Origin of the sequence: uncultured Caulobacter sp., assembly GCF_937900395.1 — a bacterium.
Lineage (GTDB): Bacteria > Pseudomonadota > Alphaproteobacteria > Caulobacterales > Caulobacteraceae > Caulobacter.
Genome location: NZ_CALCDX010000150.1, coordinates 1 through 13,046, shown reverse-complemented (window position 1 = coordinate 13,046; position 13,046 = coordinate 1). Strand labels below are relative to the sequence as shown.

The following is a 13,046-nucleotide window of genomic DNA, read 5'->3' as shown; positions in this document are numbered from 1 at the left end:
CACTCACCCTCCCACCGCTTCGCGGCGGGCCCCTCCCTCTCTCTAAGAGAGAGGGTTTCTGGATAACCCCCTCACCGCGTCGTCATATTCCCCGACATCCGCCCGAACACCTCGCGCAGCGCCTGAGCCATCTCGGCCTCCACGCCCACCTGGTCCAGCGCCCGGCCCATGGCGTCGGTCCACTGCCGCGCCAGCTCGGCGTCGATCGGCATCGAGCGGTGCAGCGACATCATGCAGACGCCCGGCCGGGCGGCGAACCAATCCCTCGGCCCGCCCAGCCAGCCGGTCAGGAACCCCGCCAGCGAGGCCCGCATCGGCGTCAGGTCCGGCGCGTGGATCGCCCGCAGGCGGGCATAGGCCGGATCGCTGTCCATCAGGTCGTAGAAGGCCTCGACCACCGCCTGGACGCGCTCGGCGCCGCCGATCTGGTCGAACGGGGTCTCCGCGACGGGCGCCTCCGCGTCTTCGGCGGTCTCGCTCATTTCGGCCTCATGTCGCCGGTCTCGACGAACCGCTGGTGCCAGGCGAAGGCCTCCATCAGCAGGGTCGGCGACTGCTGACCGTAGGAGTCGCGGCGGGCGCGGGCCAGATAGTCCTTCAGCGCCGGGCGATAGTCCGGGTGCGAGCAGTTCTCGATGATCACCTCGGCCCGCTGGCGAGGCGACAGGCCGCGCAGGTCGGCCAGGCCCTGCTCGGTGACCAGGACCTGGACGTCCTGGTTGATGTGGTCGACGTGCGGGGTCTTCGGCACGATCGTCGAAATCTTGCCGCCCTTGGCCGTCGAGGGGGCCATGAAGATCGAGACATAGGCGTTGCGGGCGAAGTCGCCGCTGCCGCCGATGCCGTTCTGGATGCGCGAGCCCATCAGGTGGGTCGAGTTCACCGCCCCGTGGATGTCGGCCTCGATCATGCCGTTCATGGCGATGCAGCCCAGACGCCGGATCACCTCGGGGTGGTTGCTGATCTCCTGGGGTCGCAGGACCAGGCGATCGCGGAACCGGTGCATGTCGGCGTTCAGGGTCGCGGCGGCCTCGGGGCTCAGCGAGAAGGCGGTGGCCGAGGCGGTCAGCAGCTTGCCGGACTCCATCAGCTCCAGCATCCCGTCCTGCAGCACCTCGGTATAGGCGGTCATCTTGTCGAACGGCCCGTCGACCAGGCCGAACATCACCGCGTTGGCGATGTTGCCCACGCCCGACTGCAGCGGCAGCAGGGACGCCGGCAGGCGGCCCTTGGCGACCTCGTGGCGGAAGAATTCCAAGAGGTGGCCGGCGATGGCCTTGTGGTCCTCGCCCGGCGCGTCGAACGGCAGGTTGCGGTCGGGGGAGTCGGTCTCGACCACCGCGACCACCTTGGACGGATCGCAACGGAAATAGGGCTCGCCGATGCGCTGGTCGGGGCGGGTCAGCGGGATCGGCACCCGGTTCGGCGGCAGGGCCGTGCCGTAATAGATGTCGTGCATCCCCTCCAGCGCCGGGTTCTGCCAGCGATTGACCTCGAGGATCACCTTCGAGGCCCGGTCGATCCAGGTCTTGTTGTTGCCGACCGAGGACGAGGGGATCAGCGAGCCGTCGGCGCGGATGCCGCTGACCTCGACGATGGCGGTGTCCAGCGGGCCCAGGAAACCCTGCCACGCCATCGGCGCGACTTGGCTGAGGTGCATGTCGAAATAGTCCATCTCGCCGCGATTGATCTTGTCGCGGGCGATGGGGTCGGAGTTGTAGGGGAGGCGGAACTCGATGCCGTCGGCCTTGGCCAGGGCGCCGTCCAGCTCCGGACCCGTCGAGGCGCCGGTCCAGACGCGCAGGCGGAACGGGTTTCCGGCCGCGTGCTCGGCCTCGATCCGCTTGGCCAGGGCCAGAGGCACGGCCTTGGGATAGCCCGAGCCGGTGAAGCCGCTCATGCCCACCGTGCTGGCGGGGTCGATCAGGGCGGCGGCGGCTTCGGCCGACATCACCTTGGCTTGCAGGCTCGCGAGGGCGATCCGTCCAGCGCTCATGTCTCTCCTCCAAAAATACGGGGGCAGGCCTTAGCCGATGGTCGCCCCCCCGTCCCCTCCGTAAGAGCCCGGACGCGACGATCCGCCTCTTCAGCCCTTCCCGCAGGCAGCACAAGCCGGATCCGCCCCGATCCTGACCGTCCGGGTCTCGCCCGCCAGGGCGTCGTAGATCAAGAGCTTGCCCGATAGCGGAGCGCCGGCGCCGGTGATCAGCTTGACCGCCTCCAGCGCCATCATCGAGCCTATCACCCCGGCCAGGGCGCCGACGACGCCGACGAGGGCGCAGGTCTCGGCGTCCGGCGGGATTTCGGGCACCAGGCAGCGATAGCAGGGCTGGCCGTGGAACACGCCGACCTGCCCGGTCCAGCGGCCTAGCGCCCCGCTGACCAGGGGCTTGCCGTGCGCCAGGCAGGCGTCGCTCACGGCGAAGCGGGTGGAAAAGTCGTCTGTGCCGTCCAGCACGAGGTCATACTGCTGGACCAGGTCGCCGGCGTTCTGGGGGTCCAGCCAGACCGGATGGGTTTCGACGGTTACATGCGGATTGAGCGCGGCCAGATGTTCCTTGGCCGCCTCGACCTTGGGCCGACCGACGTCGGCCTCCGCGTACAGCACCTGGCGCTGCAGGTTCGACAGCGACACCGCGTCGGGATCCACGAGGCCGATCGTCCCCACCCCGGCGGCGGCCAGGTACAGGGCCGCGGGCGCGCCGAGGCCGCCGGCGCCGACCATCAGCACCCGCGCGGCCTTCAGCTTCTGCTGGCCCGGACCGCCCACCTCGCGCAGCACCAGGTGGCGGGCGTAGCGTTCGACCTCTGCTTCCGAGAAACTCAACGCGCTTGACCCTCCGCCTTCGGCTCGCCACATGCGAAGCCATGCAAGGCAACAATTCTACTTTCCCAGACTGGCACGGGACGACGATCCTGGCGGTGCGCAAGAGCGGCCAGACCGTGATCGCCGGCGACGGACAGGTGTCAATGGGCCCAACCGTCGTCAAGGGCAACGCCCGCAAGGTGCGGCGCCTGGCCGGCGGCAAGGTCGTCGCGGGCTTCGCCGGCGCCACGGCCGACGCCTTCACGCTCATCGAGCGCTTGGAAGCCAAGCTGGAGCAGTATCCCGACCAGCTGGCCCGCGCCTGCGTGGACCTGGCCAAGGACTGGCGGACCGACCGCTACCTGCGCCGCCTGGAAGCCATGCTGCTGGTGGCCGACAACACCGCCATCTACACCGTCACCGGCGTCGGCGACGTTCTGGAGCCGGGCGAGAGCGCGGGCGGCGGGGCCGTGGCGGCGATCGGCTCGGGCGGCAACTACGCCCTGGCGGCCGCCAAGGCCCTGATCGACCAGGACCTTTCGGCCGAGGAGATCGCCCGCAAGGCGATGGGCATCGCCGCCGAGATCTGTGTCTATACGAACGGTAACCTGACCGTCGAAAGCTTGTAGGCTTTACTCCCCCGATCGGGAGGACTTCCACATGCTCAAGACCCTGCTCGGCGCCGGTGTCGCCGCCGCCCTCGCCGCTTCCGCCCAGGCGGCGCAGAGTCCGGCCGCCCAGGTCGAGGCCGCCGAACGCGCCTTCGCCGCCGACGGCTTGGCCCTGGGCGTGCGGGACTCCTTCTTGAAGCACATGGCGGACGACGCGATCGTCTTCGCGCCGGGCCCTGTCAGCGCCAAGGTTCTGTATGGCAAGCGGCCCTCCAGCAAGACGCCGAAGCTGGAATGGTGGCCGCAGCGGGTCGTGGCGGCGCGCTCCGGGGACCTGGCCCTGTCGGTCGGTCCCTGGGCGATCAACGCCAAGCGCGGCGGTTATTACGCCACGATCTGGCGACGCGAGCCCGATGGTCGCTGGAAGTGGGTCTATGACGGCGGGGCGGCGGCCGATCCGGCGCCCGCGCCGGGTCCCGAGGCGCCCGCTCGCTTAGACCCGCCCGCCAAGACCGGCGAGGCGTCGACCGCCGTCGCCTTCGACAAGGTCCGGGCAAGCGAGGCCGCCCTCGCCCAGGCGGCGGACACCGATGCGCCCAGCGCCTATCGCGCCGCCCTGGCCGCCGACGCCTGGCTGCTGGGCCCCCAGGACGCCGAGGGCCTGACGCCAGCCGCCTTGGCCGAGCGCCTGGCGGCCCGCCCTCAACGCATGACGCTCACCCTGCGCGGCGGCGGCGCGGCCAAGGCCGGAGACTTCGTCTGGACCCACGGCGAGGCCCTCTGGACCGACGCCCAGGCAAAGCCCCAAAACGCTCACTATATGCATGTCTGGCAGAAGCGCCCCGAAGGGTGGCGCCTGATCTTCGAGGCCCTGATCAACGACCGATGACCGAGTTTTCCCCCCGCGAGATCGTTTCCGAACTGGACCGCTACATCGTCGGTCACACCGAGGCCAAGAAGGCCGTGGCCGTCGCCCTGCGCAACCGCTGGCGCCGCCGCCGCGCCCCGGCCGACATCCGTGACGAGCTCACCCCCAAGAACATCCTGCTGATCGGCCCGACGGGCGTCGGCAAGACCGAGATCGCCCGGCGCCTGGCCAAGCTGGCCCAGGCCCCGTTCCTGAAGGTCGAGGCCACCAAGTTCACCGAGGTCGGCTATGTCGGCCGCGACGTCGACCAGATCGTCCGCGACCTCGTGGAAAGCGCGCTCGCCATGGTCCGCGACAAGCGCCGCGCCGCCGTCCGCGCCAAGGCCGAGGCCGCCGCCGAGGAACGCATCCTCGACGCCATGACTGGCCCCGGCTCGACCGCCGCCCGCGAGGCCTTCCGCAAGAAGATCCGGGCCGGCGAGCTGGACGACAAGGAGGTCGAGCTGCAGCTGGCCGACACCGGCGGCCAGACCTTCGAGATCCCCGGCCAGCCCGGCGCGGCGGTGTTCAACCTGTCGGACATGATGAAGTCGTTCGGCGGCGGTCGCCAGAAGACCCACAAGACCACGGTCGCCGGCGCCTGGGCGCCGCTGATCGCCGAGGAAAGCGACAAGCTGCTGGACCAGGAGGCCCTGACCCAGGAGGCCCTGGAGCTGGCCGAGAACCACGGCATCGTCTTCCTGGACGAGATCGACAAGGTCGCCAGCTCGTCGCAGCGCTCGGGCGCGGACGTCTCCCGCGAGGGCGTGCAGCGCGACCTGCTGCCGCTGATCGAGGGTACGACCGTCTCGACCAAGTACGGGCCGGTGAAGACCGACCACATCCTGTTCATCGCCTCGGGCGCCTTCCACGTCGCCAAGCCGTCGGACCTGCTGCCCGAACTGCAGGGCCGCCTGCCCATCCGCGTGGAGCTGAAAGGCCTGACGCGCGATGATTTGCGCCGCATCCTTACGGAGCCGGAAGCCAATCTGATCCGCCAGCACCAGGCGCTGATGGCGACCGAGGAGGTCAAGCTGGTCTTCACGGACGAGGCGATCGACGCCCTGGCCGACGCGGCCGTGGCCGTGAACGCCTCGGTCGAGAACATCGGCGCCCGTCGGCTGCAGACCATCCTGGAGAAGGTGGTCGAGGATATCAGCTTCACCGCCGCCGATCGCGGCGGCGAGACGGTGACGGTGGACGCGGCCTATGTGACCGAGCGGGTCGGGGCGCTGGCCGCGAACGCGGATCTCAGTCGCTTTATTCTTTAGATGAGAAACCTTCTCCCTCGGGGAGAAGGCGGGACCCGCGCCGCAGGCGTGGGGGGATGAGGGTTTAAAGCGGTCGACGGGCTATTCCCTCACCCTCCCATCGCTTCGCGATGGGCCCCGCCCTCTCCCGCTGGGAGAGGGTGTCGTTGGACTGCCTCCATCCCCAGGATCGCCGCCTTGCGCGCCAGGCCCCAGTGGTAGCCGGTGAGCTTGCCGCTCTTGGCGATGGCGCGGTGGCAGGGGATCAGCAGCGAGATCGGGTTGGCCCCGATCGCGCCGCCGGTCGCCTGGAAGGCGCCGGGCTTGCCCGCCCAGGCGGCGACCTGGCCGTAGGTGGCCGTCGCGCCGGTCGGGATGGTCAGCAGGGCCTTCCAGACCTGGATGTGGAACGGCGAGCCGATCAGCACCACCGGGAGCGGCCCCTCCCCGCCCGCGCCCCCACCGCGTATGAAAGCGCGCAGGGCCATGGCTTGCGCGGCCGCGTCGTCGCGGACCCAGTCGGCGGCCGGGAAGCGGCGGTGCATGTCGGCGAAGCTCATCTCATCGTCGCCGTCGGAGAAGGCCAGACCCGCCAGGCCGCGCTCGGCCATCACGAACAGGCCGCGGCCGAACGGCGTCGGGGCCCAGCCCCAGCGCAGCCGCATGCCCGCCCCGCGCCGCCGCACCTCGCCCGGCGTCGCCGCCTCCTGGGCGATGAACAGGTCGTGCAGGCGCGAAGGTCCGGACAGCCCCGCGTCGAAGGCCGCGTCCAGCACCGTGCCGCCGGCCTCCAGGGACCGCCTCGCCTCGGCGTGGGCGATGGCCGAGACGAAGGTCTTGGGACTGACCCCCGCCCAGCGGGTGAAGATGCGCTGGAAGTGGAACGGCGACAGGCCCACGGCCCCCGCCGCCTCGTCCAGCGAGGGGTGATCGGACCACCGCTCGGCCAGCCAGTCGAGCGCCTTGGCCATGCGGTGGTAGTCGACCGAGCGTTCGGCCAGGCGCGCCAGCTCTTGGCTGGCGGCCTCCGAAAGGCCCGTCGAAAGGATTGATGCGTCGTATGCCATGTCCGGCACGCTAGCCCCGTCGGATAACGCCGTCCGCCCGGTTCTTGCGGCGCTCACGACCAGCGCTCGTTGCGCGCCGCGCGGATGGCGTCCTGCAAGGCGTTGGCGAAGCTGATCCGCTCGTCGGGGCTGAGCGAGCGGGCGAGGGTCAGGCGCTTGCGATGGATCATCAGCCGCACGCGGGCGTCATGCTCGCCGGGGAGATCGACACCGACCCGGGTGAAGGCGGTCGGCGAGGTCCAGACGGTGCGAGCCCCTTTCTCGTCCTCGCGGCTGACGGTGACCGCCTCGGCGGTGACCTGGACGCGCTCGACCCGCTTGGCCGCGCGGTCGCTGGCGCGGAAGGCCAGCCACAGCGCGAGAACATCTAGGCCCAGAAACGGCAGCACCGGCGGCGCGCCGACCACCAGCAGGAAGATCGCCACCAGGATGTTGAAGGCCATGACCACGGCCAGCAGCACCGCCGCCCCTTGCGGGGTCAACGAGCGGTGCGGCGCGATCACCCGGTCCATGTAGAGCGGCGAGGCCATGGCGCGGAATTTAGGCGCGGCCCGGGCGCTTGGCGAGAGGGGCGCATCACGGCATGGTCCGCGCCATGGTCAAACCCGCTGTCGCAAAGAGAAAGCCCGCCAGGAAGCCGGCCAAACGCATCTCGCCGGCCGAGCGCGAACGGGTCGAGGTGCTGTTCGAGCGGTTCGAGAGCCTGGAGCTGCGGCCCAAGACCGAGCTCAACTATTCGAACCCCTACGAGCTGGTCACCGCCGTGGCCCTGTCGGCCCAGGCCACCGACGTCAGCGTCAACAAGGCCACCGACAAGCTGTTCAAGGTCGCCAACACGCCCCAGGCCATGCTGGACCTCGGCGAGGCCGGGCTGATCCCCTACATCGCCTCGATCGGCCTCTACCGGACCAAGGCCAAGAACGTCATCGCCACGGCCAACATCCTGGTCAGCCAGTATGGCGGAGAGGTCCCGCTGAACCGGGAAGCGCTGGAGAACCTGCCCGGCGTCGGCCGCAAGACCGCCAGCGTGGTGCTCAACGAGCTGGACATCGAGCCGGCCATCGCCGTCGACACCCACGTCTTCCGCGTCTCCCACCGCCTGAAGCTGTCGACCGGCAAGACGCCCGACGCGGTCGAGCAGGACCTGATGCGCATCGTGCCTCCGCCCTACCAGACCCGGGCGCACCACTGGCTGATCCTGCACGGGCGGTATGTGTGCGTGGCGCGGCGGCCCAAGTGCGAGGTGTGCAAGATCAGCGATCTCTGCCCGTCGCGGGAGCTGTTTTTAGGGGCGTGAGGTCTCTGTTCCTCCCCCGCGATGCGGGGGAGGTGGCCCAGAGGGCCGGAGGGGGCCAACTGGACCTAGGCCGCGCTCGCCCCCTCAGTCGCTCCGCGACAGCTCCCCCGCATCGCGGGGGAGCATCTTGGTTTAGCTAGCCGATCGCCCGCATCACCGCCGCGGCAAAGGCCGCGCCGTTGTCGTGGGCGTGCTCCAGGAAGAGATCCGGCTCGATGACCTCGAGTTCCATCAGCTGGGGCGTATGGTCGAGGCCGCGGATCAGGTCGACGCGGGCGTAGGTCAGGTTCCCCGGCGCGGCGTTCAGCACCATTTCGGCGGCGTGCAGCGCCTCGGGCTCGGGCGCGATCTCGCTGACCTGGCCGCCGAACTGCGGCTGGACGCGGAAGTCGCCGGAGGCGGCCACCTTGGCGACGGCGTGGCTGAAGCGGCCGTCGAAATAGAACAGGGACAGCTCGCCCTCCTCGCCGACCGCCGGCAGGAAGGGCTGGATCAGCGCCGGTCCTCTCGGACCGCCGTCCAGCGAGCCGTGGCGCTTGACCCGGATGGTGTCCTGCGAGCCGGCCGAGACCTGCGGCTTGACCACCACCTCGTCGACGCCGAACGCATCGAAGGCGGCCTCGACGGAGTCCATGGTCAGGCGTTCGTGGGCGTGGGTCGGGACGACGGGCGCCCCCTTGTCGGCCAGCTCCACCAGATAGGTCTTGGTCGAGTTCCAGCGCAGCACCGCCGCCGGATTGGCCACGCGGATCTTGTCGGCCTCCAGTCGGTCCAGCAGGGCGAACCACTCGGGCTGGCGGTGGTGATAGCCCCAGGCCAGGGACGGCATGACCAGGCGCGCGCGGCCGCGCGCGATCGGATCGGTCCAGGGCTGGGCGCCGACCAGCAGGCCGTGGGCGCGGAGCGGCGCGGCCAGGCGCTCGAACAGCGGCGTCCAGGATGTGGCGAACCTCGGCTCGTCTCGGGCCGGAACCAGGATCAGGACGTCGACCATCGGCTAGCTCGCTCCAAGCATTTTCCGACGAAGTGGGTGCCCGTTCGTCGTTAGAAAATGCGCCTAATCAAAGAGACGAGGGTCTATTGGCGATCTGACCGGATCGCCGACAGGCCCTTATTTGGCGGTTCGCGTTAGAGTGTCGCAGGGTCGCGGGCAAGAGCTTGCGTTGCCTTGACGCCCCACTTCCTTTAATCGCCGTGCTGTTTGGCTTACGGCCCAGTTCTTTCAAAGGTTTGCTCCGCCCCATGACCGCGCTCTACGACGTCGCCGCCATTGGCAACGCCATCGTCGACGTCATCGCCCAATGCGACGAGGCCTTCCTCGCGCGCGAAGGCCTGGTGAAGGGCTCGATGGCCCTGATCGATCCGGCCCGGGCGGCCAGCCTGTATGACGTCATGTCGGCCGGTATCGAGGCCTCGGGCGGCAGCGCCGCCAACACCGTGGCCGGCGTCGCCAGCTTCGGCGGCAAGGCCGCCTTCATCGGCAAGGTCGCCGACGACCAGCTGGGCCGCGTGTTCCGCCACGACATGAACGCCATCGGCTGCGTGTTCACCACCCCGCCGCTGGCCGAAGGTCCGGCCACGGCCCAGAGCCTGATCAACGTCACCGCCGACGCCCAGCGCACCATGTCGACCTATCTGGGCGCCTGCGTCGAGCTGAACCCGGCCGACGTCGATCCCGAAATCATCGAGCGCGCGCAGATCTCGTACCTCGAAGGCTATCTGTTCGATCCGCCGGAAGCCCGCCGCGCCTTCGCCAAGGCCGCCGCCTTGGCCCACGGCGCCGGCCGCAAGATCTCCATGACCCTGAGCGACAGCTTCATGGTCGATCGCCATCGCTCGGCCCTGCTGGGCTTCATCGAAACCCAGTGCGACATCGTCTTCGCCAACGAGAGCGAGGTCTGCTCGCTGTTCGAGACCACCAACTTCGCAGAGGCCGTGAAGGCCTTGGCCGACCGCTGCGAGATCGCCGCCGTCACCCGCAGCGAAAAGGGCTCGGTGGTGGCCGCGAACGGGCAGTTGCACGAAATCTCGGCCTACCCGGTGGAAAAAGTCGTGGACACGACCGGCGCGGGCGACCAATACGCGGCGGGTTTCCTCTTTGGCCTTTCCCAGGGCCGCCCGCTGCCTATCTGTGGTCAGCTGGGCAGCCTGGCGGCCGCCGAGGTGATCGACCACTACGGCCCGCGTCCGCAGGTTTCCCTGCGCGAACTGGCCCAGAAGAACGGACTCTAAGGATTCAGATGGCCCGCACCGCTGAAGTGGTCCGCGAGACGAAGGAGACCCAAATCCGGGTCTGGATCGATCTCGACGGGACCGGCGCCTCGACGATCTCCACCGGCATTGGTTTCTACGACCATATGCTGGAGAGCTTCGCGCGCCACGGCGGCTTCGACCTGAAGGTCGAGACCAAGGGCGACCTGCACATCGACATGCACCACACCGTCGAGGACACCGGCATCGTGCTGGGCCTGGCGGTGAACAAGGCGCTGGACGGCTTCAAGGGCATTCGCCGCTTCGGCTCGGCCTATATCCCGATGGACGAGACCCTGACGCGCTGCGCGATCGACCTCTCCAACCGGCCGTACCTGGTCTGGAAGGTCGACTTCAAGCGCCCTAAGGTCGGCGAGATGGACACCGAGCTCTTCAAGGAGTTCCACCACGCGTTCGCGATGAACTGCGGGGCGTGCGTGCATCTGGAGACCCTGTACGGCGACAACACCCACCACGTCGCCGAAAGCGGCTTCAAGGCCCTGGCCCGGGCGCTGCGTCAGGCGGTCGAGATCGACCCGAAGACCGGCGGCCAGGCTCCGTCCACCAAGGGCGTGCTGTAAGGACACTCCATGCAGACCGTCGCCCTGATCGATTACGGGTCGGGCAACCTGCGTTCGGCCGAAAAGGCCCTGCGTGAGGCGGCCCGCCGCCGCGCGCTCGACGCCGACATCGTTGTCACCGCCGACCCCGACCTTGTCGCCAAGGCCGACCGCGTCTTCCTGCCCGGCGTCGGCGCCTTCGCCTCGTGCCGCGCGGGCCTGGACGCCACAGGCGTCTACGAGGCCATGAACCAGGCCGTGCATGGCCGCGGCGTTCCGTTCATGGGCATCTGCGTCGGACACCAGCTCCTGGCCACCGAGGGCCTGGAGTTCGGCGTCACCCCCGGTCTGGACTGGATCCATGGCCAAGTGAAGAAGCTGGAGCCCAACGATCCGTCGCTGACCATCCCCCACATGGGCTGGAACGACGTGCTCCCGACACGCGAAGACCCGCTCTTCAAATCCCGCAAAGACGAAGTTCTGTTCGCCGAAATGGAGGACGGCTTCTCCTACTACTTTGTCCATTCGTTCCATGCGACGTGCGCGGAAGAGCACGTCCTCGGCAGCGCTTTCCATGGGCGAAGGTTCCCTGCGATCGTGCGTCGGGGCAATATCTACGGCGCCCAGTTCCATCCGGAAAAGAGCCACAAGCACGGCATGCGACTTCTCAAGAATTTCGCGGAGGTAGCATGACTTCACCGACGACGAAGGTTCGGCCGCGCGTGATCCCGTGCCTGCTTCTTCAGGGGCGTAGCCTCGTGAAGACTGTCGGCTTTCGGAAGGGGAAATACATCGGCGACCCGATCAACACGGTCCGCATTTACGACGAGATGGAGGTGGACGAGCTCTGCTTCCTCGACATCACCGCGAGCCACGCCACGACGAGCGATCTCTGCGAGGCTGCCGATCCCGCTGCTGCCGCACGGGCGGCCAAGGGCGAAAGCCTCGGCCCTGTCGCGGCCATCCTTGCGAATGCCGCGCCGGATACGCGCGATCCCGCGCGGCCCTGGCTGCTGGCCCCGACCGATCTTCAGGCGCTCAAGGCCGCCGGTGTCACCTTCGCGATCTCGATGCTCGAACGTGTGATCGAGGAAAAGGCGCGCGGCAACGCGGCGGCGGCGGAGGCGATCCGCAAGGAAATCGTCGGGCTCGTGGGGGACGACCTCTCCAAGCTGAAACCCGGCTCGCCCGAGGCGATGCGGCTCAAGGATGTGCTGATCGCGCAGGGCGCCTGGAGCCAGTATCTTGAGGTCGGCATCGGCCCTGACGCGGAAATTTTCACGAAATCGCAGCCGATGTCCGCTGTCGGGACCGGGGCCGATGCGGGGCTTCATCGCAATTCGAGCTGGAACAACCCGGAGCCGGAGGTGGTGCTGGTCGTTGCTTCCGACGGCCGCATCGTCGGTGCGACGCTTGGCAACGATGTCAACCTGCGCGATGTCGAGGGGCGCTCGGCCTTGCTGCTCGGCAAGGCGAAGGACAACAACGCTTCCTGTTCGCTCGGCCCGTTCATCCGGCTCTTCGATGCGGCATTCTCGCTCGATGATGTCAGGCGGATGGAATTGACGCTGGTCGTGAAGGGCGAGGATGGCTTCGTGCTCAACGGCGCCTCCAACATGTCGAAGATCTCGCGCGATCCGGCGGATCTTGCCGCGCAGATGATCGGCCCGCACCATCAGTATCCCGATGGCGCCGTGCTCTTCCTCGGCACGCTTTTCGCGCCCTCGCAGGATCGCGGCGCGCCCGGCAAGGGCTTCACCCACGCTTTCGGGGATATCGTCACGATCGCGACGCCGAAGCTCGGCGCGCTCGCCAATCGCATGGCCGCCAGCGATACCTGCCCGCCGTGGGAATTCGGCACGCGGGCGTTGATGGCGAATCTCGCCCGGCGCGGATTGCTCGGCGGCTGAGGGGCGTCTGACGGCGGGATGACGGATGCCGTCTCGCCGAACCCTGTCCGGTATCTCTCTGGCAAAAAAGAGAAATACCCGCATCGGGGCGCGCTCGGCATTCAACCTTGCCGGGGGACGAAAAGGCTGTTACGTTGCGCCATCGAGTTTCGGCCGAATGACTTTGCCCCCGTGAATCCCTTGGGTCTTCTGGACCTGTTGGGCCACTTGGCTGACGACCTCTCCAAGAACATCGATGGACGGTGCACGTGCAGATGGCTGACCGCCGATGCAAGTGCGTGCGTTGATTTGTCACTCTCTATCCAAAGGTACTTCCCATGCAAACCGGAACCGTCAAGTGGTTCAACGCCCAAAAGGGCTTCGGCTTCATCCAGCCGGACGCCGGCGG

15 protein-coding genes are annotated in these 13,046 nt (G+C 68.5%); 9 read left to right on the top strand and 6 right to left on the bottom strand.

The window, feature by feature from the left end; genetic code table 11:
* Positions 1 to 71 precede the first annotated feature (71 nt).
* The 3 genes from Q0379_RS12165 to Q0379_RS12155 form a co-directional block, all read right to left on the bottom strand.
* Complete coding sequence (locus Q0379_RS12165; protein WP_299008898.1) at positions 72 to 482, bottom strand: group II truncated hemoglobin; 411 nt, start codon at positions 480 to 482, stop codon at positions 72 to 74.
* Positions 479 to 1,996, bottom strand: a complete 1,518-nt coding sequence (locus Q0379_RS12160) for an acetyl-CoA hydrolase/transferase family protein (RefSeq protein ID WP_299008895.1) — start codon at positions 1,994 to 1,996, stop codon at positions 479 to 481. The genes Q0379_RS12165 and Q0379_RS12160 overlap by 4 nt, the downstream gene beginning before the upstream one ends.
* A 90-nt stretch (positions 1,997 to 2,086) precedes the next feature.
* The gene (locus Q0379_RS12155) at positions 2,087 to 2,827 is read right to left on the bottom strand and encodes a HesA/MoeB/ThiF family protein (protein WP_299008893.1); all 741 of its coding nucleotides are present in this window, start codon (positions 2,825 to 2,827) and stop codon (positions 2,087 to 2,089) included.
* Between the two features lie 5 nt (positions 2,828 to 2,832).
* On the opposite strand from Q0379_RS12155, the gene hslV reads away from it, so the two are divergent.
* The 3 genes from hslV to hslU are packed head-to-tail and all read left to right on the top strand — an operon-like array spanning position 2,833 to position 5,595.
* Complete coding sequence (gene hslV / locus Q0379_RS12150) at positions 2,833 to 3,435, top strand: ATP-dependent protease subunit HslV (RefSeq protein WP_299008891.1); 603 nt, start codon at positions 2,833 to 2,835, stop codon at positions 3,433 to 3,435.
* Positions 3,436 to 3,466: 31 nt separating this feature from the next.
* Positions 3,467 to 4,306, top strand: coding sequence for a DUF4440 domain-containing protein (locus Q0379_RS12145; protein ID WP_299008887.1), 840 nt, complete (start codon positions 3,467 to 3,469; stop codon positions 4,304 to 4,306).
* Complete coding sequence (gene hslU / locus Q0379_RS12140) at positions 4,303 to 5,595, top strand: ATP-dependent protease ATPase subunit HslU (RefSeq protein ID WP_299008886.1); 1,293 nt, start codon at positions 4,303 to 4,305, stop codon at positions 5,593 to 5,595. The genes Q0379_RS12145 and hslU overlap by 4 nt, the downstream gene beginning before the upstream one ends.
* An 89-nt stretch (positions 5,596 to 5,684) precedes the next feature.
* On the opposite strand, the gene Q0379_RS12135 is transcribed toward hslU, so the two are convergent.
* The gene (locus tag Q0379_RS12135) at positions 5,685 to 6,641 is read right to left on the bottom strand and encodes a methylated-DNA--[protein]-cysteine S-methyltransferase (RefSeq protein WP_299008883.1); all 957 of its coding nucleotides are present in this window, start codon (positions 6,639 to 6,641) and stop codon (positions 5,685 to 5,687) included.
* Between the two features lie 53 nt (positions 6,642 to 6,694).
* Positions 6,695 to 7,171 carry a DUF2244 domain-containing protein gene (locus tag Q0379_RS12130; RefSeq protein WP_299008880.1) on the bottom strand — a complete coding sequence of 159 codons (477 nt, stop codon included), beginning with the start codon at positions 7,169 to 7,171 and terminating at the stop codon, positions 6,695 to 6,697.
* A gap of 53 nt (positions 7,172 to 7,224) precedes the next feature.
* Here Q0379_RS12130 and nth point away from each other — a divergent pair, with 53 nt between their 5' ends.
* Entirely contained in the window at positions 7,225 to 7,938 is a 714-nt protein-coding gene (nth, locus tag Q0379_RS12125) for an endonuclease III (RefSeq protein WP_299008877.1), read from the top strand.
* A gap of 136 nt (positions 7,939 to 8,074) precedes the next feature.
* Here nth and Q0379_RS12120 read toward each other — a convergent pair whose 3' ends face one another.
* Positions 8,075 to 8,932 (bottom strand): transporter, encoded by an 858-nt coding sequence (locus Q0379_RS12120; protein WP_299008874.1) that lies wholly within the window; start codon positions 8,930 to 8,932, stop codon positions 8,075 to 8,077.
* A 248-nt stretch (positions 8,933 to 9,180) separates the two neighbouring features.
* On the opposite strand from Q0379_RS12120, the gene Q0379_RS12115 reads away from it, so the two are divergent.
* The 5 genes from Q0379_RS12115 to Q0379_RS12095 all read left to right on the top strand — a co-directional run.
* Complete coding sequence (locus Q0379_RS12115; RefSeq protein WP_299008871.1) at positions 9,181 to 10,170, top strand: adenosine kinase; 990 nt, start codon at positions 9,181 to 9,183, stop codon at positions 10,168 to 10,170.
* A gap of 8 nt (positions 10,171 to 10,178) precedes the next feature.
* The gene (gene hisB, locus Q0379_RS12110; protein WP_066681513.1) at positions 10,179 to 10,769 is read left to right on the top strand and encodes an imidazoleglycerol-phosphate dehydratase HisB; all 591 of its coding nucleotides are present in this window, start codon (positions 10,179 to 10,181) and stop codon (positions 10,767 to 10,769) included.
* A 9-nt stretch (positions 10,770 to 10,778) separates the two neighbouring features.
* Complete coding sequence (hisH, locus tag Q0379_RS12105) at positions 10,779 to 11,441, top strand: imidazole glycerol phosphate synthase subunit HisH (protein WP_299008867.1); 663 nt, start codon at positions 10,779 to 10,781, stop codon at positions 11,439 to 11,441.
* A complete protein-coding gene (locus Q0379_RS12100; RefSeq protein ID WP_299008864.1) occupies positions 11,438 to 12,658 on the top strand; it encodes a fumarylacetoacetate hydrolase family protein in 1,221 nt (406 codons plus the stop codon). Before hisH ends, Q0379_RS12100 begins: the two co-directional genes overlap by 4 nt.
* A 317-nt stretch (positions 12,659 to 12,975) precedes the next feature.
* Positions 12,976 to 13,046: cold shock domain-containing protein (locus Q0379_RS12095; protein WP_299008900.1), on the top strand; the 71-nt coding region annotated here is incomplete at its 3' end.

What these genes read in the sequence shown, in the direction of transcription:
- Q0379_RS12165 (WP_299008898.1), bottom strand. Translation starts at nt 482, where the DNA reads ATGAGCGAGACCGCCGAAGACGCGGAGGCGCCCGTCGCGGAGACCCCG.
- Q0379_RS12160 (WP_299008895.1), bottom strand. Translation starts at nt 1,996, where the DNA reads ATGAGCGCTGGACGGATCGCCCTCGCGAGCCTGCAAGCCAAGGTGATG.
- Q0379_RS12145 (WP_299008887.1), top strand. Translation starts at nt 3,467, where the DNA reads ATGCTCAAGACCCTGCTCGGCGCCGGTGTCGCCGCCGCCCTCGCCGCT.
- hslU (WP_299008886.1), top strand. Translation starts at nt 4,303, where the DNA reads ATGACCGAGTTTTCCCCCCGCGAGATCGTTTCCGAACTGGACCGCTAC.
- Q0379_RS12135 (WP_299008883.1), bottom strand. Translation starts at nt 6,641, where the DNA reads ATGGCATACGACGCATCAATCCTTTCGACGGGCCTTTCGGAGGCCGCC.
- Q0379_RS12130 (WP_299008880.1), bottom strand. Translation starts at nt 7,171, where the DNA reads ATGGCCTCGCCGCTCTACATGGACCGGGTGATCGCGCCGCACCGCTCG.
- nth (WP_299008877.1), top strand. Translation starts at nt 7,225, where the DNA reads ATGGTCCGCGCCATGGTCAAACCCGCTGTCGCAAAGAGAAAGCCCGCC.
- Q0379_RS12120 (WP_299008874.1), bottom strand. Translation starts at nt 8,932, where the DNA reads ATGGTCGACGTCCTGATCCTGGTTCCGGCCCGAGACGAGCCGAGGTTC.
- Q0379_RS12115 (WP_299008871.1), top strand. Translation starts at nt 9,181, where the DNA reads ATGACCGCGCTCTACGACGTCGCCGCCATTGGCAACGCCATCGTCGAC.
- hisB (WP_066681513.1), top strand. Translation starts at nt 10,179, where the DNA reads ATGGCCCGCACCGCTGAAGTGGTCCGCGAGACGAAGGAGACCCAAATC.
- hisH (WP_299008867.1), top strand. Translation starts at nt 10,779, where the DNA reads ATGCAGACCGTCGCCCTGATCGATTACGGGTCGGGCAACCTGCGTTCG.
- Q0379_RS12100 (WP_299008864.1), top strand. Translation starts at nt 11,438, where the DNA reads ATGACTTCACCGACGACGAAGGTTCGGCCGCGCGTGATCCCGTGCCTG.